The 17,110-nt window shown below is 72.8% G+C and carries 16 protein-coding genes; 14 read left to right on the plus strand and 2 right to left on the minus strand.

All coding sequences use genetic code 11. The annotated features are described in order from the left end of the window. The first annotated feature begins 81 nt into the window (after positions 1 to 81). Positions 82 to 1,743: a trypsin-like peptidase domain-containing protein gene (locus tag PO879_RS03075; protein WP_278236471.1), complete on the plus strand. Its 1,662-nt coding sequence runs from the start codon at positions 82 to 84 to the stop codon at positions 1,741 to 1,743. Positions 1,744 to 1,873: 130 nt separating this feature from the next. Here PO879_RS03075 and PO879_RS03080 read toward each other — a convergent pair whose 3' ends face one another. Further along, positions 1,874 to 3,244 carry an isochorismate synthase gene (locus PO879_RS03080; RefSeq protein ID WP_278236472.1) on the minus strand — a complete coding sequence of 457 codons (1,371 nt, stop codon included), beginning with the start codon at positions 3,242 to 3,244 and terminating at the stop codon, positions 1,874 to 1,876. 59 nt (positions 3,245 to 3,303) lie between these two features. Between PO879_RS03080 and PO879_RS03085 the strand changes: the two genes are divergently transcribed. Further along, positions 3,304 to 4,002, plus strand: coding sequence for a demethylmenaquinone methyltransferase (locus tag PO879_RS03085; RefSeq protein ID WP_278236473.1), 699 nt, complete (start codon positions 3,304 to 3,306; stop codon positions 4,000 to 4,002). Between the two features lie 165 nt (positions 4,003 to 4,167). Here PO879_RS03085 and PO879_RS03090 read toward each other — a convergent pair whose 3' ends face one another. Further along, entirely contained in the window at positions 4,168 to 4,338 is a 171-nt protein-coding gene (locus PO879_RS03090; RefSeq protein ID WP_278236474.1) for a hypothetical protein, read from the minus strand. A gap of 235 nt (positions 4,339 to 4,573) precedes the next feature. On the opposite strand from PO879_RS03090, the gene PO879_RS03095 reads away from it, so the two are divergent. The 12 genes from PO879_RS03095 to nuoK all read left to right on the plus strand — a co-directional run bounded on the left by PO879_RS03095 (position 4,574) and on the right by nuoK (position 17,095). Beyond that, the gene (locus PO879_RS03095) at positions 4,574 to 5,887 is read left to right on the plus strand and encodes a geranylgeranyl reductase family protein (protein WP_278236475.1); all 1,314 of its coding nucleotides are present in this window, start codon (positions 4,574 to 4,576) and stop codon (positions 5,885 to 5,887) included. Positions 5,888 to 6,025: 138 nt separating this feature from the next. Beyond that, entirely contained in the window at positions 6,026 to 6,388 is a 363-nt protein-coding gene (locus PO879_RS03100) for an NADH-quinone oxidoreductase subunit A (protein WP_278236476.1), read from the plus strand. 61 nt (positions 6,389 to 6,449) lie between these two features. Next, a complete protein-coding gene (locus tag PO879_RS03105; RefSeq protein ID WP_278236477.1) occupies positions 6,450 to 7,001 on the plus strand; it encodes an NADH-quinone oxidoreductase subunit B in 552 nt (183 codons plus the stop codon). Further along, positions 6,998 to 7,744: an NADH-quinone oxidoreductase subunit C gene (locus PO879_RS03110; protein WP_278236478.1), complete on the plus strand. Its 747-nt coding sequence runs from the start codon at positions 6,998 to 7,000 to the stop codon at positions 7,742 to 7,744. The genes PO879_RS03105 and PO879_RS03110 overlap by 4 nt, the downstream gene beginning before the upstream one ends. Beyond that, the gene (locus PO879_RS03115; RefSeq protein WP_278236479.1) at positions 7,741 to 9,093 is read left to right on the plus strand and encodes an NADH-quinone oxidoreductase subunit D; all 1,353 of its coding nucleotides are present in this window, start codon (positions 7,741 to 7,743) and stop codon (positions 9,091 to 9,093) included. The genes PO879_RS03110 and PO879_RS03115 overlap by 4 nt, the downstream gene beginning before the upstream one ends. Further along, on the plus strand, positions 9,090 to 9,926 hold the full coding sequence (gene nuoE, locus PO879_RS03120; protein WP_278236480.1) for an NADH-quinone oxidoreductase subunit NuoE: 837 nt from the start codon (positions 9,090 to 9,092) through the stop codon (positions 9,924 to 9,926). Before PO879_RS03115 ends, nuoE begins: the two co-directional genes overlap by 4 nt. Continuing rightward, positions 9,919 to 11,256, plus strand: coding sequence for an NADH-quinone oxidoreductase subunit NuoF (gene nuoF / locus PO879_RS03125; protein ID WP_278236481.1), 1,338 nt, complete (start codon positions 9,919 to 9,921; stop codon positions 11,254 to 11,256). Before nuoE ends, nuoF begins: the two co-directional genes overlap by 8 nt. Further along, positions 11,256 to 13,874 carry an NADH-quinone oxidoreductase subunit G gene (locus PO879_RS03130; RefSeq protein WP_278236482.1) on the plus strand — a complete coding sequence of 873 codons (2,619 nt, stop codon included), beginning with the start codon at positions 11,256 to 11,258 and terminating at the stop codon, positions 13,872 to 13,874. The genes nuoF and PO879_RS03130 overlap by 1 nt, the downstream gene beginning before the upstream one ends. Next, on the plus strand, positions 13,871 to 15,196 hold the full coding sequence (gene nuoH / locus PO879_RS03135) for an NADH-quinone oxidoreductase subunit NuoH (RefSeq protein ID WP_278236483.1): 1,326 nt from the start codon (positions 13,871 to 13,873) through the stop codon (positions 15,194 to 15,196). Before PO879_RS03130 ends, nuoH begins: the two co-directional genes overlap by 4 nt. Further along, positions 15,193 to 15,975 carry an NADH-quinone oxidoreductase subunit NuoI gene (gene nuoI, locus PO879_RS03140; RefSeq protein WP_278236484.1) on the plus strand — a complete coding sequence of 261 codons (783 nt, stop codon included), beginning with the start codon at positions 15,193 to 15,195 and terminating at the stop codon, positions 15,973 to 15,975. Before nuoH ends, nuoI begins: the two co-directional genes overlap by 4 nt. Beyond that, positions 15,972 to 16,796 carry an NADH-quinone oxidoreductase subunit J gene (locus tag PO879_RS03145; protein WP_278236485.1) on the plus strand — a complete coding sequence of 275 codons (825 nt, stop codon included), beginning with the start codon at positions 15,972 to 15,974 and terminating at the stop codon, positions 16,794 to 16,796. Before nuoI ends, PO879_RS03145 begins: the two co-directional genes overlap by 4 nt. Continuing rightward, on the plus strand, positions 16,796 to 17,095 hold the full coding sequence (gene nuoK, locus PO879_RS03150; protein ID WP_278236486.1) for an NADH-quinone oxidoreductase subunit NuoK: 300 nt from the start codon (positions 16,796 to 16,798) through the stop codon (positions 17,093 to 17,095). The genes PO879_RS03145 and nuoK overlap by 1 nt, the downstream gene beginning before the upstream one ends. Positions 17,096 to 17,110 lie beyond the last annotated feature (15 nt).

The following is a 17,110-nucleotide window of genomic DNA, read 5'->3' on the forward strand; positions in this document are numbered from 1 at the left end:
TTGACAGGGAACTCTCAGGTTCGCCCAAGGGACGGCCAAGGATGAGGGTGTTGTGTGGGGTGCAGACATCGAGGAGGGCACATGAGCACCGACCACACCCCCGCACCGCAGCAGCCGTCGGGCCCGCAGCACCCCGTCGAGCAGCCGACCACCCCGCTGCCGACGACGGCGGCCCCGCAGCGCGACACCGAGGCCGCGGAGCAGACGACGGCGTCCGCGGAGCCGGCGACAGCGCCTGCGCAGCCGAGCGCGCAGCACGCGCAGCAGTCGGCCGCCCAGCAGGCTCCGCAGCAGCCGAGCACTCCGCACGCCCCGCAGCAGCCCGCTGGCACGTTCGGTGCACCGGCGTACCAGGCGGCTCCCGCGTACGGCGGGCACGGTGGCGGCCCGACGTCCTACCCGCCGGCGCACCAGCAGAACCTACAGCCGGTCCCGGAGCGGCGTCGCACCCCGTGGGTGCCGATCGTGGCCGTGGCCGCCGGGGCGGCCGTGATCGCCAGCGCGGCCACCGCCGGTGCCATCACGCTGCTCGACGACGACGCGGCCGGCTCCTCGCTCGCCGAGGTCGGCACCTCGCAGAGCTCCGACGCGGCCCCCGTGGCGAGCTCCACGAGCGAGAACCCGGACTGGCAGGCGGTCACCTCCGCAGTGGCGCCCTCCGTCGTCGCGATCCAGGTCACCAGCCAGGCCGGCGGGTCCGAGGGCTCCGGCGTCGTCCTCGACGAGTCGGGGCACGTCCTGACGAACAACCACGTGGTCTCCGGCGCCTCGAACGACACCGTGCAGGTCACGCTGTCCGACGGCCGACTGTACGAGGCGACCATCGTGGGGACCGACGCCACGACGGACCTCGCCGTGGTCCAGCTGACCGACCCGCCGGACGACCTGCAGCCCGCGGCGTTCGGTGACTCCGACAGCGTGCAGGTGGGCGACTCCGTGCTGGCCGTCGGCAACCCCCTGGGCCTCGCGAACACGGCGACCACCGGCATCGTCTCGGCCCTGGACCGCCCGGTGGCGGCCTCGGGCGAGGACGGCAGCGACGTCGTGGTCACCAACGCGATCCAGATCGACGCCGCGGTGAACCCGGGCAACTCCGGTGGCCCCCTGTTCGACGCCCAGGGCCGGGTCATCGGCATCACCTCGTCCATCGCGACGATGTCGAGCGGCATGAGCAGCTCGTCCGGGTCGATCGGGCTGGGCTTCGCGATCCCGGTGAACCTGGCGACCACCGTCTCCGACCAGCTCATCGAGGACGGCACGGCCGAGCACGCGTTCCTGGGCGTCTCGCTGACCGACGCCACCGCGACGGCCGACGGCGTCACCCGTCGCGGCGCGGAGGTCGTCGAGGTCGTCTCCGGGTCCCCGGCCGCGGAGGCCGGCCTGCAGGCCGGTGACGTCATCGTCGCCATCGACGACGACGCCGTGAACGGTGCCGAGTCCCTGACCGCCTACGTGCGTGAGCGCACCGCCGGCGAGCAGGCGTCCGTCACCGTCGTGCGCGACGGGCAGGCGACCTCGGTGGACGTGTCCTTCGCCGTGCGCGAGGAGGCGACGTCCGGGTCCCAGGGTCAGGGCGGGTCCGGGCAGATGCCGGGCTCCGGCCAGGGCCGGCAGGACCAGGAACAGGAGCGGGACCAGGACCAGGACCGTCAGCAGGACCAGGACCAGCAGCAGGACGGGTCCTCCGACCCGACGCAGCCGGACAACATCCCGGACTGGCTGCGCGAGCTGTTCGGCAACTGATCCTCCGCCCACGAGGACAGCCCGGTCCTCCTCGCTGTCGATTCGGTCGTGCGGAACGGGTTCGGTCAGGATGTCGACCGAATCCGTTCCGCACGACCGAACTCATGAGGGAAGCCTCGGCAGGTCTGGCTCAGACGCCGAGCGCCCACCGCATCGGGACGAGCTTGGCCTCCGACTCGGCGAGCTCCGCCTCCGGGTCGGAGGCCGCGACGATCCCGCACCCGGCGAACAGCCGCAGGTGGCGCGGGTCGTCGGCGATCTCCGCGGACCGCAGTGCGATGCCCCACTCGCCGTCGCCGTCGGCGCCGACCCAGCCGACCGGGCCCGCGTACCGGGAGCGGTCCATCCCCTCGATCTCGCGGATGAGGTCGCGCGCCGCCACGGTCGGTGTGCCGCACACGGCCGCCGAGGGGTGCAGCGCCGCGGCGAGCGACAGCGAGCTCGCCCGCGTGGCGGGGTCCAGCACCGCCGTGACGTCGGAGGCCAGGTGCATGACGTTCGGCAGGTGCAGCACGAACGGCGCGTCCGGGACGTTCATCGACGAGCAGAACGGGGCCAGGGACCGCGCGACCGAGGCCACAGCGAACTCGTGCTCCTCCAGGTCCTTCGACGAGCGGGCCAGGTGCGCCGCGTGCAGCAGCGCGTCGTCGTCGCTCATCCCGGGCTCGCGCCGGATGGTGCCGGCCAGCACGCGCGAGGTCACCAGACCCTTCTCGCTGCGCACCAGGAGCTCCGGCGTGGCCCCGATCATCCCGGCCACCGAGAAGGTCCAGCACGACTCGTAGCGCGCGGCCAGACGGCGCAGCAGCCAGCGCGGGTCGACGGGGCGCTCGGCGGTGGCGACGACGTCGCGGGCCAGCACCACCTTCTCCAGCTCGCCCGCCTGGATGCGGGCCACGCCCTCGGCGACGACGGCCGGCCAGTCCCGGGCACCGACCGCGCCGTCGGTCAGCGTGACCCGGCCGGGGTCGTGCACCGGCGTGCGCTCGGTGGCCGCCAGGCCGGCGTCGCCCGGTGGCTCGAGCGCGCCGTCGACGGCGATCGTGGTCATCCAGGCGACGTCCCCGCGCCGGCCGACGACAACGCGCGGCACGACGAGGGAGCCCTGCGGGCTGGAACCGTCGAAGGCCTCGCCGGTACCGCCGTCGTCGAACGCGAACGTGCCGAAGGCGACGGGGCCGCTGCCGGGCAGCCCCACCTCGTCGCGGACGACGGCGCGGGCCAGCGTGGCGCGCCAGGCCGCCTCCGCGTCGGCGAACCGCCCCGGACCGTACGTGTCCAGGCGCAGGGCCTCCCCCCAGCCGACGATCCCGTCGCCGCGGCGCACCCAGGTCAGGGGGCGTGCGTCGGGCAGGAGGTCGACCAGGGCGGTCAGGTCGCCGGGCAACGGGTCCAGGCGGGTGGTGCGGACCACGAGCGGCGGGGGCTCGGGTGCTGCAGCGGGGGTGCCGGCGGACGCGCCCGACGGCGGGACCGGCGCCGGGTAGGGCGTGGCGGACATCGAGGCCCAGACTACGCCGCGCGGGACGTGTCGTCCGCCGGGCGTGGGACGATGTGGCCATGTCGCGCGCCAGCCTGGAGAAGAAGCCCGTCGAGGTCGCCTCGATGTTCGACGGGATCGCCGAGCGCTACGACCTGACCAACGACATCGTCTCCCTCGGCCAGGACCGTGCCTGGCGCCGGGCGACGGTGGCCGCGGTCGGGGCGGGGCCGGGGGAGCGGGTGCTCGACCTCGCGGCCGGGACCGGCACGTCGAGCGAGCCGTTCGCCGCGGCCGGGGCCGTCGTCGTGCCCTCGGACTTCTCGATGGGGATGCTGCAGGTCGGCAAGGCCCGTCGGGCCGACCTGCCGTTCGTGGCCGGTGACGCCACGCGGCTGCCGTTCGCCGACGCCGCGTTCGACGCCGTGACCATCAGCTTCGGGCTGCGCAACGTGGTGGACACCTCGGCCGCGCTGCGCGAGATGCTGCGGGTGACCCGGCCCGGCGGCCGGGTGGTGATCTGCGAGTTCTCCCACCCCACGTGGGCGCCGTTCCGGCAGGTCTACCTCGAGTACCTGATGCGTGCGCTGCCGCCCGTGGCCGGGCTGGTCACGCGCGACCAGGGCTCCTACGAGTACCTGGCCGAGTCGATCCGGGCCTGGCCCGACCAGGAGGGTCTGGGGCGGCTCATGCTGGGTGCGGGATGGGAGCGGGTCGCCTACCGCAACCTGACCGGCGGCATCGTGGCGCTGCACCGCGGGACCCGCCCGGCCGCCTGACCCGCGAGCCGGCCCGCGGACCCCGCCCGGCGCGCCGTGGGAACGGCGAGGCGGTGGCGCGGAGCAGGGGCGATGCCCCGACGCGGTCGGCGTCCCGGAACGGAGCGCCCCCAGGGCGCGTGAACGCGAGCGCGTCGGGGCATCGCCCCTGCTCAGGAGGGATCGTCAGTTCTTGGCGACCTTCTCCTGCACCTCGCTGACCTTCTCCTGCACGCGGGGGTCGTTCCACGTGTCCACGGCGAGCTTCTTCGCCTGGTCGATCTGCTCGCGGCCCTTCTCGGTGCCGAGGTAGTACCCCAGTGCGATGCCGACGGCGAGCGCGGTCACGGCCTTCATGGTCAGTGCCTCCTGGTTGCGGGGATGTCGGGGCGGTGCGTTGTCGACCGTATGCGGTGACCAGTCGTGCCGCCACCCTCCGCGCCCGGGAAACATGCTGTTCACGCCAACGAAGGCTTGCCTTCCTACACATCGGTCGCTGAACGTGGTTAGAGTGCAACGCAGAACGTTGTGAGCGGGTTCACAAAGGGTCTCGGCACGCGTGTGCCCGGACCCCGGTGGCGGGAGGTGAGCAGTGCGAGCGGTCGATCGTGACGACGCCGACGTGATCGTCGTCGGTGCCGGTCCCGCCGGGGCCTCGGCCGCGCACTGGTGCGCGACCGCCGGGCTCGACGTGCTGGTCCTCGAGAAGTCGGCCTTCCCCCGCGACAAGATCTGCGGCGACGGGCTGACGCCCCGCGCGGTCGCCGAGCTCGCCCGCATGGGCGTCGACACCCGTGCCGAGGACGGCTGGATCCGCAACGACGGGCTGCGGGTCGTCGCCGGCGGCCGCTCCTGGGAGCTGGCCTGGCCCGAGCTGACGACCTACCCCGGCTACGGCCTCGCCCGGTCGCGCATGACGCTCGACCACTTCCTCGTCCAGCACGCCCAGGCCTCGGGCGCCAAGCTCGCCGAGCGCACCAAGGTGACCGGCCCGCTCACCGACGAGCGCACCGGCCGGGTCGTGGGCGTCCACGCCCAGCCGCTGGACGCCCGCGGGCGGGCCGACGGCGCGCCGCGCACCTTCCGGGCACCGGTCGTGGTGGCCGCCGACGGCGTCTCCTCCCGGTTCGCGACGGCGCTCGGCCTGACGCGCCGCGACGACCGGCCGATGGGCACCGCCGTGCGCACCTACTACCGCACCGAGGGCACCCCCCGGCACGCGGACGCCTTCATGGAGTCGCACCTGGAGCTGTGGGACGGCACCCCGGGGCAGTCGAACCTGCTGCCCGGCTACGGCTGGATCTTCGCCCTCGGCGACGGCACCGCCAACGTCGGGCTCGGGTCGGTCGCCTCGACCCCGGCTCGCCAGTCCGCCCAGGGCCACGACTACCGGGCCATGATGAAGGCCTGGACGGCCAACACCCCGCCCGAGTGGGGGTTCACCCCCGAGAACCAGATCGGGCCCGTCCGGGGCGCCGCGCTGCCGATGGGCTTCAACCGCAGCCCGATGTACCGGGACGGCACCGTGCTGGTCGGGGACTCCGCCGGGATGGTCAGCCCGTTCAACGGCGAGGGCATCGCCTACGCCCTGCAGGCCGGCCGCGTCGCCGCCGACGCGATCGCCCAGGCCCGCACCCGGCTGACCGACGACGCCCGCGAGCGCACCCTGGCCACCTACACCGACAGGATGCGTGCCGACCTCGGCGGCTACTACACGTTGGGCCGCTGGTTCGTGCGGCTCATCGAGCACCCCGCGGTGATGCGGGCGTGCGTGAAGTACGGGCTGCCGCAGCCGGTGGTCATGCAGTTCGTGCTCAAGCTGCTGTCCGACTGCTACGAACCTCGCGGCGGCGACTGGGTCGACCGGGTCATCGCGGGGCTGACGAAGGTGGTTCCGAACGCATGAGCGCGAGGGGCTCCCGCGGAGGGACGGCGAGGACCGAGATGTGTCGGAGCGAGGCACCGCAGCGTTCGCGCGGGAGTGACGTGGTGTGAGACTCGTGGTGGCACAAGGAAGTGACACAGGCGTGGGTGAGGAGACCCGATGAGCAACCCGTACGTCCCGGTGCTGGTCCTCATGGGGATCGCCGCCGTGCTGGCCCTGGGCGGGGTCGGGGCGAGCGCCGTCATCGGCCCGAAGCGGTACAACCGCGCGAAGCTCGACGCCTACGAGTGCGGCATCGAGCCCACCCCGCACGCCACCGGGGGCGGCAGGCTCCCGATCAAGTACTACCTGGTGGCGATGACGTTCATCGTCTTCGACATCGAGGTCGTCTTCCTCTACCCGTGGGCGGTCGACTTCGCGGTGCTGGCCGGGTTCGGGTTCGCGGCGATCCTCGTGTTCCTGGCCCTCATCACCGTGCCGTTCGTCTACGAGTGGCGGCGCGGCGGGTTCGACTGGGTCTGACGGGCAGTTCGGCAAGGGTGCCGGCGGTGGCCGGTGCCGAGATCTCCGCGAAGGAGGAGTCATGGGTCTGGAGGAGTCCCCCTCGGGGTTCCTGCTGACGACGATCGAGGACCTCGCCGGCTACCTGCGCAAGGCGTCGGTGTGGCCGGTGACGTTCGGCCTGGCGTGCTGCGCCATCGAGATGATGGCGGCCGGCGCCTCGCGGTTCGACCTGTCACGGTTCGGCATGGAGGTCTTCCGGGCCTCGCCGCGCCAGGCGGACCTGATGATCGTGGCAGGTCGGGTCAGTCAGAAGATGGCTCCCGTCGTGCGGCAGGTCTACGACCAGATGAGCGAGCCCAAGTGGGTGCTCTCGATGGGCGTGTGCGCCTCCAGCGGCGGCATGTTCAACAACTACGCGATCGTCCAGGGCGTCGACCACGTGGTACCCGTCGACATCTACCTGCCGGGCTGCCCGCCGCGCCCGGAGATGCTCATCAACGCGATCCTGGCGCTGCACCAGCAGATCCTGGACGAGCCGATGGGCGTCAACCGTGTCGAGGCGGCCAAGGCCGCCGAGGCTGCGGCCCTCGAGGCGACGCCGACCTCCCAGATGCCGGGACTGCTGCGATGAGCGAGCGCTCCGGCGAGGTCGAGCGCCGGCAGCAGGGGCCCACGGCCGAGGTCGTGCGCGAGCGCACCGGCATGTTCGGGGTGCACGGCTCCGGCGACACCTCCGGCTACGGCGGACTGACCCGCACGGTGACGATGCCGGCCGCGGCCTCGCGCCCCTACGGGTCCTGGTTCGACGAGGCGGTGGACGTCCTGGCCGAGGTGCTGGGGGACGCCGGCGTGGCCTTCGCCGACGCGGTCGAGCGGGTGGTGATCACCGACCCGCGCCGCCCGGCCGAGGGCGAGGGGCCGAGCCGCGACGCCGAGCTGACGCTGTACGTCGCCCGCGAGCACCTGCTCGCCGTGTGCCGGGCCCTGCGCGACGACCAGGACCTGCGCTTCGAGCTGTCCCTGGGCGTCTCGGGGGTGCACTACCCGGACGACGTCGGTCGTGAGCTGCACGCCGTCTACCACCTGACCTCCGTGACGCACGGCCGGCGTCTGCGTCTCGACGTCGCCTGCCCCGACGAGGACCCGCACGTCCCGTCCACGACGACGGTCTACCCGGCCAACGACTGGCACGAGCGCGAGACCTGGGACTTCTTCGGGATCGTCTTCGACGGCCACCCCGCGCTGGCGCGGATCGAGATGCCGGACGACTGGCCCGGCCACCCGCAGCGCAAGGACTACCCGCTCGGCGGCATCCCCGTGGAGTACAAGGGCGCCACGGTGCCACCGCCGAACCAGCGGAGGGAGTACTCATGACCGCGCCGGCACACGACGCGCCGCACGCGACCGGACCGGCCGCCGACGACTACGGGCCCGGCGTCGCCGGGTTCGAGGCCTCCGGCGGCGACTGGGACGAGATCGCGCGCGAGGCGATCGGCGAGGAACGCATCGTCGTCAACATGGGTCCCCAGCACCCGTCCACCCACGGCGTGCTGCGCCTGATGCTGGAGATCGACGGCGAGACGGTGACCGAGGCCCGCTGCGGCGTCGGCTACCTGCACACCGGCATCGAGAAGAACATGGAGTACCGCACCTGGACGCAGGGCACCACGTTCTGCACCCGGATGGACTACCTGGCGCCGCTGTACCAGGAGGCCGGGTACTGCCTGGGCACCGAGCGGCTGCTGGGCATCACCGACGACGTCCCGGAGCGCGCCAGCGTGATCCGGGTGCTGATGATGGAGCTCAACCGGGTCGCCTCCCACCTGGTCTGCCTGGGCACGGGCGGCAACGAGATGGGCGCCACCACGATCATGACGCTCGGGTTCACCGCGCGCGAGGAGATCCTGCGCCTCTTCGAGGCGGTGACGGGCCTGCGGATGAACCACGCGTTCATCCGTCCGGGCGGCGTCGCCCAGGACGTCCCCGAGGGGTTCACCGACCAGGTGCGCGACATGCTGCCCAGCCTGCGCAAGTACATCGGCATGCTCGGCGACCTGATGCTGGCCAACCCGATCTTCAAGTCCCGCCTGCAGGGCGTGGGCGTGCTGAACCTGTCCGGCTGCTTCGCCCTCGGGATCACCGGTCCGGTGCTGCGGTCCGCCGGGCACCCGTACGACGTGCGCAAGGCGTTCCCGTACAGCGGCTACGAGGACTACGACTTCGACGTCCCCACGGACACCGCCGCCGACTGCTACGCGCGGGTCGTGATCCGCATCGAGGAGTGCTACCAGTCGCTGCGCATCGTCGAGCAGTGCCTCGCGCGGCTGGACGACACCGTCGGCGCGCCGATCATGGTCGCGGACAAGAAGATCGCCTGGCCGGCCCAGCTCGCCGTCGGCTCCGACGGCCAGGGCAACTCCCTGGACCACATCCGCCAGATCATGGGCACCTCGATGGAGGCCCTCATCCACCACTTCAAGCTGGTGACCGAGGGCTTCGGGGTGCCGGCCGGACAGGCGTGGCAGACGGTCGAGCACCCGCGCGGCGAGCTCGGCGTGCACGTGGTGTCCGACGGCGGCACGCGGCCCTACCGGGCGCACTTCCGCGACCCGTCGTTCAACAACCTCCAGGCCGTGTCGGTGATGTGCGAGGGCGGCCAGGTGGCCGACGTCGTCGTCGCTGTCGCGTCCCTGGACCCGGTGCTGGGAGGGGTGGACCGATGACGGCCGAACCGGTGGGCGCGCGTTCGCGCACGGGGTACGACGCCGAGACCCTGGCCGCGCTCGTGGCCGACGCCGAGGAGATCAAGGGGCGCTACCCGGACCCGCGGTCGGGGCTGCTGCCGCTGCTGCACCTGGTGCAGTCCGTCGAGGGTTACGTCAGCCGCGACGGGATCGTCTTCTGCGCCGAGCAGCTCGGGCTGACCGCCGCGGAGGTCTCCGCGGTGGCCACCTTCTACACCCAGTACAAGCGCCACCCCAACGGCGAGTACACGGTGGGGGTCTGCACCAACACGCTGTGCGCGGTCATGGGCGGGGACGCGATCTTCGACCGGCTGAGCCAGCACCTGGACGTCGGGCACGACGAGACCACGCCGGACGGGTCCGTCACGCTGGAGCGCGTCGAGTGCAACGCCGCCTGCGACTACGCCCCCGTGGTGATGGTCAACTGGGAGTTCTTCGACAACCAGACCCCGGAGTCCGCCACCGAGCTGGCCGACCGTCTGCGCAGCGGGGAGCAGGTCACCCCGACCCGGGGCGCCGACTCGGTCTGCTCGTTCAAGCAGATGAGCCGGGTCCTGGCCGGGTTCGACGACGGCCGCGCCGACGAGGGCGCCGGTGCCGGCGGGCCGACCCTCGAGGGGCTGCGCATCGCGCGCGAGCGCGGCTGGACCGCTCCGGGCGGCGAGCAGGCCGGGGCCCCCGGGACACCGCGCGTCGAGGTGACGCCCGAGACGGGCACCGGCCAGTCCAGCGCGGAGCGGAAACCGACCACGCCGTCGGACGACACCGGACCTGCCGGGCAGGCCGACGCGAAGGAGGGCGACGATGACTGACCCGTTGACCCCGGTCCTGACCGACACCTGGGACGCGGAGAGCTCCTGGAAGCTCGCCACCTACGAGGCGGCGGGCGGCTACGCCGGGCTCCGGGCCGCGCTGGGCACCGACCCGGCCGACCTGGTCCAGCTCGTCAAGGACTCCGGCCTGCGCGGGCGCGGCGGCGCCGGGTTCCCCGCCGGGATGAAGTGGGGATTCCTGCCCCCGCCCGACGGCGGCCCGCGCTACCTCGTGGTCAATGCCGACGAGTCCGAGCCGGGCACCTGCAAGGACATCCCGCTGATGATGGCCAGCCCGCAGCACCTGGTCGAGGGGGTGGCCATCACCAGCTACGCCATCGGGTGCCACCACGCGTTCATCTACGTGCGCGGCGAGGTGCTGCACGTCTACCGCCGGCTGCTCGCCGCCGTGCGGGAGGCCTACGAGGCCGGTCACCTGGGGACGAACATCCACGGCTCCGGCTTCGACCTCGAGGTCACCGTGCACGCCGGTGCCGGCGCCTACATCTGCGGCGAGGAGACCGCGCTGCTGGACTCGCTCGAGGGCCGGCGCGGCCAGCCGCGGCTCAAGCCGCCGTTCCCCGCCGTCGCGGGGCTGTACGCCCGGCCCACGGTCGTCAACAACGTGGAGTCCATCGCCTCCGTGCCCGGCATCGTCGCGCACGGCGCCGACTGGTTCTCCTCGATGGGCACCGAGAAGTCCACCGGGCACGGCCTGTTCTCCCTGTCCGGCCACGTGACCCGCCCCGGGCAGTTCGAGGCCCCGCTCGGCATCACGCTGCGCGAGCTGCTCGACCTGGCCGGCGGGGTCCGAGAGGGCCACGAGCTGAAGTTCTGGACCCCGGGCGGCTCCTCGACGCCGCTGTTCACCGCCGAGCACCTCGACGTCCCGCTCGACTACGAGTCAGTCGGCGCGGCCGGGTCGATGCTCGGTACCCGCGCGCTGCAGATCTTCGACGAGACGACCTGCGTCGTCCGCGCCGTCAGCCGGTGGACGGACTTCTACGCGCACGAGTCGTGCGGCAAGTGCACCCCGTGCCGCGAGGGCACCTACTGGCTCAAGCAGATCCTGCACCGCATCGAGGCCGGCGCGGGCGAGGCGGGAGACATCGACGTCCTGCTCGACCTGTGCGACAACATCCTCGGCCGGGCGTTCTGCGCGCTCGGCGACGGCGCGACGTCCCCGATCACGTCGTCCATCGAGTACTTCCGCGACGAGTACGAGGCGCACCTCGACGGGCGTGGGTGCCCGTTCGACCCGGCCCGGTCCACGCTGTTCGACGACACGCCCCAGGCGCCGCCGGCGCTCGCGGGTGCAGGAGGCCACTGATGACCGCCACCACAGGCACACCGACCGATGCCGCGCCGGTGGAGACCGTGACCTGCACGATCGACGACGTCCAGGTCACCGTGCCCAAGGGCACGCTGGTGATCCGCGCCGCCGAGCAGGTCGGGATCGAGATCCCGCGGTTCTGCGACCACCCGCTGCTGGAGCCCGCGGGGGCGTGCCGGCAGTGCCTGGTCGAGGTCGAGATGCCGGACCGCGAGGGCAACCTGCGCCCGATGCCCAAGCCGCAGGCCTCGTGCACGATGACCGTCGTGCCGGGCATGGTCGTGCGCACCCAGCACACCTCCGCCGTGGCGGACAAGGCCCAGCAGGGGGTCATGGAGCTGCTGCTCATGAACCACCCGCTGGACTGCCCCGTCTGCGACAAGGGCGGCGAGTGCCCGCTGCAGAACCAGGCGATGAGCAACGGCCGGGCGGACTCGCGCTTCACCGACGTCAAGCGGACGTTCCCCAAGCCGATCCAGGTCTCCACCCAGATCCTGCTGGACCGCGAGCGCTGCGTGCTGTGCCAGCGGTGCACGCGGTTCAGCGAGGAGATCGCCGGGGACGTGTTCATCGACCTGCAGGAGCGCGGCGCCCACCAGCAGATCGGGCGGTTCGACGAGGACGTGCTCGACTTCGCCCCGCCGTGCGGCGGGCACCGGGACGCGCCCGCGGCGTCCGACGGCGTCCGGGCCGACGGTCCGGTGGACGTGCCGCAGGGGGTCGCCCTGCCCGACGCCTCGGGCCAGCCCTTCGCGTCGTACTTCTCCGGCAACACGGTCCAGATCTGCCCCGTAGGAGCGCTGACCGGGGCGCGGTACCGCTTCCGCGCGCGTCCGTTCGACCTGGTCTCCACCCCGAGCATCGGCGAGCACGACTCCTGCGGGTCCGCGATCCGCGTCGACCACCGCCGCGGCTCGGTGATGCGGCGGCTGGCTGGCGACGACCCCGCGGTCAACGAGGAGTGGATCACCGACAAGGACCGCTTCGCCTTCACCTGGCAGAGCGCGCCGGACCGCATCACGACCCCGCTCGTGCGCGAGGACGGCGACCTGCGGCCGGCGTCCTGGGTCGAGGCCCTCGAGGTCGCCGCCCGCGGCCTGGCCGCCGCCCGCGACGACGGCGGGGTGGGGGTGCTGCCGGGCGGCCGGCTGACGGTGGAGGACGCCTTCGCCTGGTCGCGCTTCGCCCGCACCGTGCTGCGCACCGACGACATCGACCAGCGCGTCCGGGTGCACTCGGTCGAGGAGGCGGACTTCCTGGCCCACACGGTGGCGGGCTCCGGCGTCGGCGTCACGTTCGCCGACCTCGAGTCCGCGCCGGCCGTGCTGCTGGCGGGGCTCGAGGCCGAGGAGGAGGCCGGGGTCACGTTCCTGCGCCTGCGCAAGGGCGTGAAGCAGGGCACCCGCGTGTTCTCCGTGGCGCCGTTCGTCAGCCGCGGGCTCGCCCGGCTGGACGGCACGCTGCTGCCGGCCGCCCCGGGCACCGAGGCGGAGTGGCTCGGCGCGGTGGCGCGGCAGGCGTCCGGCAGCACCAGCCGGGCCGACGTCGACGACGCCCGCGTGCCGGAGGCCGCCGAGGCGCTGGCGCAGCCGGGGGCCGTGCTGCTCGTCGGCGAGCGGCTGGCCGGGTCGCCCGGTGCGTACGCCGCCGTCCTCGAGCTGGCCCGCACCACCGGGGCCAGTCTGGCCTGGATCCCGCGCCGCGCCGGTGAGCGCGGCGGCGTGGAGGCCGGCCTGCTGCCGGGTCTGCTGCCCGGCGGACGTCCGCTGGAGGACGGGGCCGCCCGCGCGGAGGTCGCCGCCGCCTGGGAGGTCGACGTCGCGGACCTGCCCGACACCCGGGGCCTCGACACCGCCGGCATCCTGGACGCCCTCAGCGTGGGCCAGCTCGCCGGGGCGCTGGTCGGGGGCGTCGAGCTCGCCGACCTGCCCGACCCCGAGCACGCCCGTCGGGCGCTCGCCACGGCCGGGTTCGTCGTCTCGATGGAGGTGCGCCGCACCGAGGTCACCGAGCTGGCCGACGTCGTGCTGCCCGTCGCACCGCCCGTCGAGCGCGCCGGGTCGTACTGGAACTGGGAGGGCCGCGTGCGGGCCTTCGGCCAGGCGCTGGACTCCACGGCGCTGCCGGACCACCGGGTCCTGCACGAGCTCGCGAGCCTGCTCGACCGCGACCTGGGCCTGGCCGAGCCGGTGCGTGCGCACCGGGCGATCGCCGCGCTACCCGCCTGGGGCGGGCCCCGGCCCGCGCCGCCGCAGCACACCACCGACGACCCGCCCGCCGTGCCGCCGGGGTCCGCGGTGCTGGCGAGCTGGCGCCTGCTGCTCGACGACGGCGCGATGCAGGACGGCGAGGAGTTCCTCGCCGGGACCGCCAAGACACCGGTGGCCCGGATGAGCGCCGCCACCGCGGCCGGGTTCGACGTCTTCGACGGCGACCAGGTCACGGTGGCGACCGAGCGCGGCGCGGTCACCGTGCCGGTGGCGATCACGGAGATGGTCGACCACGTGGTGTGGCTGCCCTTGGCCTCGCGCGGCTGCCGGGTGCACGACACCCTCGGCGTCTCCCCGGGCCGAACCGTCCGGGTCTCCCCGGCCGAGAAGGGAGTCCAGGCATGATCCCCGGCGTCGCCGCCGACTTCAGCGCGGACACGATCTGGGTCTCGGTCGTCAAGGCCGTGCTCATCGTCGTCTTCCTGCTGACCAGCGTGCTGTTCGCGATCTGGTTCGAGCGCAAGCTCGTCGCCCGGATGCAGCTGCGCCCCGGACCGAACTGGCACGGTCCGTTCGGTCTGCTGCAGTCACTCGCCGACGCGATGAAGCTGCTGCTCAAGGAGGACGTGACGGTCACGAACGCCGACCGGCGGGTCTACCTGCTCGCCCCGATGATCTCGGTGTTCTGCTCGCTGCTCGTGTTCGCCGTCATCCCGTTCGGTCCCTCGGTGACGATCCCGTTCACGGACTTCACCACCCCGGCCCAGCTCACCGACTTCCCGGTGGCGGTGCTGTACATCCTGGCCTGCGCCTCGATCGGCGTGTACGGCATCGTGCTCGGCGGCTGGTCGTCGGGCTCGACGTACCCGCTGCTCGGCTCGGTCCGGTCCACCGCCCAGGTCATCAGCTACGAGCTGGCGATGGGGCTGAGCCTGGTCAGCGTGTTCATCATGGCCGGGTCGATGTCGACCTCGTCCATCGTGGAGTCCCAGACGAGCCTGTGGTGGTTCATCCCGCTCGCACCGGCGTTCGTCATCTTCCTCATCTCGATGGTGGGGGAGACGAACCGGCTGCCGTTCGACCTGCCGGAGGCCGAGGGCGAGCTGGTCGGCGGGTACATGACCGAGTACTCCTCGATGAAGTTCGCCTGGTTCTTCCTGGCGGAGTACATCGCGATGCTCAACGTCTCGGCCGTGGCGACGACGCTGTTCCTGGGCGGCTGGCGCGCTCCGTGGCCGCTGTCCCTGGTGGGCGACGGGATGTTCAACACCGGCTGGTGGCCGCTGCTGTGGTTCCTGGCCAAGGTGTGGCTGCTGATGTTCGCCTTCGTGTGGGTGCGCGGCACGCTGCTGCGACTGCGCTACGACCAGTTCATGGTCTTCGGCTGGAAGGTCCTCATCCCGTTCGCGCTGGCCTGGGTGGCGATCCTGGGCACCTTCCAGTGGGCGGGGCTCGCCGGGGTCACCCAGACCCAGATGATCGTCGGGATCCTCGTGGCCCTCGCCGTCGTCATGGCGGTGCTGTGGCTGTGGCCCGAGCGGAGACCGGCGGACGACACGACGGCGCAGGGCGACCAGCCGTTCGACGCCTTCGCCGGCGGCTACCCGGTCCCGCCCGTCCCCGGTCAGAGCCTGCCGCCCTCGCCGCGGGCCCGGCGCACCGTGCCGCCCGCCGAGGACGTGGAGACCACCACCGCGACCGCTGTCGACGACGAGGAGACGCGATGAGCGACCAGCCCTACGAGCCGCTGCGGCCGAAGAAGGGACCTCTCGGGGAGCTGTTCGCTCCCGTGGCCGGCTTCGGCGTGACGTTCTCGTCGCTGTTCAAGCCGACCGTCACCGAGGAGTACCCCCGCAAGAAGACGCCGCCGCAGACCCGGTACCACGGCCGTCACCAGCTCAACCGGTACGCCGACGGGCTCGAGAAGTGCATCGGCTGCGAGCTGTGCGCCTGGGCCTGCCCCGCCGACGCGATCTACGTCGAGGGGGCGGACAACGCCGCCGCCGTCGACGGCGCCCCCGAGGCGCACATGAGCCCCGGAGAACGCTACGGACGCGTCTACCAGATCAACTATCTGCGCTGCATCTTCTGCGGGCTGTGCATCGAGGCGTGCCCCACCCGGGCGCTGACGATGGGCAGCGACTACGAGCTGGCCGGGCCGTCCCGCGCGGGGATGATCTACGAGAAGCAGGACCTGCTGGCCCCGTTGGCCGAGGGGATGCTCTCCGCGCCGCACCCGATGGCCGAGGGCACCACCGACACCGAGTACTACCGCGGCGAGGTCACGGCACCCACCGCCGAGCAGGTCGACTGGGTACGGGAGCACCGTCCGGACGACCCGACGCTCGACGCCGCGTCCGCCGTCGTGGCCGGGGACGCGCCGCCGCCGGTGCCCGACACGCACCACCTGCGTCCGGACCAGGACCGTGCCGAGGCGACCCGCGCCGCGGCGACGCAGTCCAACCTGGACCACCGTCCCGTGCAGACCGAGGAGGCACGCCCATGACCGTCTCCGGCGGCGAGACCGTCCTGTTCTGGGTGCTGGCACCGCTCATGGTGATCGCGGCCGCCGGCCTGCTGGTCGTGCGCCGGGCCGTGCACGCCGCGGTGTGCGTCGTGTTCGTCATGATCTCCCTGGCGGTGCTCTACGTGGCCCAGGAGGCCCCGTTCCTCGGCGTGGTCCAGGTCGTGGTCTACACCGGCGCCGTGATGATGCTCTTCCTCTTCGTGCTGATGCTCGTGGGGGTGGACGCGGCCGACTCGCTGACCGAGACCATCCGCGGCCAGCGCTGGATCGGGCTGCTGCTCGGGGCGGGCCTGGCGTCCGTGCTGTGCGGGGTCATCGCCCAGTCGACGTTCCCGCCGCCGCAGGGGCTGGCCGAGGCCAACGCGGTGACCAACCCCGTGGCGCTGGCCCGGGTCGTCATGGAGCACTACGTCGTGGCCATGGAGGTCGTCGGCATCCTGCTCGTCACCGCCGCGCTGGCCGGCCTGGTGCTCACGCACCGGCGCCGGATCGGCAACAAGCCCACCCAGCGGGCCCTGGCCGAGGCGAAGATCGCCGCGGTGCCCACCGGGCGGCACCTGAGCCCGTTGCCGGCACCCGGCGTCTACGCGCAGAACAACGCGATGGACACCCCGGCGCTCGACCACACGGGCCGCCCGCTGGAGCACTCCGTGCCGCGCGTGCTGCGCATCCGCGGCCAGCAGCGCGAGGCCGCCGAGCTGCTCACCGCCGAGCAGACGCTGGTTCACCGCGAGCTGGAGGGCCCCGACGACCCGGTGCCGAGCGTCGGACCGGACAGCAGCGAGGGGGAGACCCGCTGATGGAGCTGACGAACTACCTCTACCTCGCCGTCGTCCTCTTCGCGCTCGGCGCGACGACGGTGCTGCTGCGGCGCAACACCATCGTGGTGTTCATGGGCATCGAGCTGATGCTCAACGCCACGAACCTCGCGCTGGTCACGTTCGCGCGGATGCACGGCGACATCACCGGACAGGTCCTGGCCTTCTTCGTCATGGTCGTCGCCGCCGCCGAGGTCGTGGTGGGCCTGGCGATCATCGTGACGATCTTCCGTGCCCGCCGGTCGGCCTCGGTCGACGACGTCAACCTGCTCAAGAGCTAGAGAGGCCGACGACTT

Origin of the sequence: Isoptericola sp. AK164 (genome assembly GCF_029643425.1) — a bacterium.
Lineage (GTDB): Bacteria > Actinomycetota > Actinomycetes > Actinomycetales > Cellulomonadaceae > Isoptericola > Isoptericola haloaureus.

Bases quoted from the DNA above. Each gene is read 5' to 3' on its own strand.
- PO879_RS03075 (WP_278236471.1), top strand. From the start codon at position 82: ATGAGCACCGACCACACCCCCGCACCGCAGCAGCCGTCGGGCCCGCAG.
- PO879_RS03080 (WP_278236472.1), bottom strand. From the start codon at position 3,244: ATGTCCGCCACGCCCTACCCGGCGCCGGTCCCGCCGTCGGGCGCGTCC.
- PO879_RS03085 (WP_278236473.1), top strand. From the start codon at position 3,304: ATGTCGCGCGCCAGCCTGGAGAAGAAGCCCGTCGAGGTCGCCTCGATG.
- PO879_RS03090 (WP_278236474.1), bottom strand. From the start codon at position 4,338: ATGAAGGCCGTGACCGCGCTCGCCGTCGGCATCGCACTGGGGTACTAC.
- PO879_RS03100 (WP_278236476.1), top strand. From the start codon at position 6,026: ATGAGCAACCCGTACGTCCCGGTGCTGGTCCTCATGGGGATCGCCGCC.
- PO879_RS03105 (WP_278236477.1), top strand. From the start codon at position 6,450: ATGGGTCTGGAGGAGTCCCCCTCGGGGTTCCTGCTGACGACGATCGAG.
- PO879_RS03110 (WP_278236478.1), top strand. From the start codon at position 6,998: ATGAGCGAGCGCTCCGGCGAGGTCGAGCGCCGGCAGCAGGGGCCCACG.
- PO879_RS03115 (WP_278236479.1), top strand. From the start codon at position 7,741: ATGACCGCGCCGGCACACGACGCGCCGCACGCGACCGGACCGGCCGCC.
- nuoE (WP_278236480.1), top strand. From the start codon at position 9,090: ATGACGGCCGAACCGGTGGGCGCGCGTTCGCGCACGGGGTACGACGCC.
- nuoF (WP_278236481.1), top strand. From the start codon at position 9,919: ATGACTGACCCGTTGACCCCGGTCCTGACCGACACCTGGGACGCGGAG.
- PO879_RS03130 (WP_278236482.1), top strand. From the start codon at position 11,256: ATGACCGCCACCACAGGCACACCGACCGATGCCGCGCCGGTGGAGACC.
- nuoH (WP_278236483.1), top strand. From the start codon at position 13,871: ATGATCCCCGGCGTCGCCGCCGACTTCAGCGCGGACACGATCTGGGTC.
- nuoI (WP_278236484.1), top strand. From the start codon at position 15,193: ATGAGCGACCAGCCCTACGAGCCGCTGCGGCCGAAGAAGGGACCTCTC.
- PO879_RS03145 (WP_278236485.1), top strand. From the start codon at position 15,972: ATGACCGTCTCCGGCGGCGAGACCGTCCTGTTCTGGGTGCTGGCACCG.
- nuoK (WP_278236486.1), top strand. From the start codon at position 16,796: ATGGAGCTGACGAACTACCTCTACCTCGCCGTCGTCCTCTTCGCGCTC.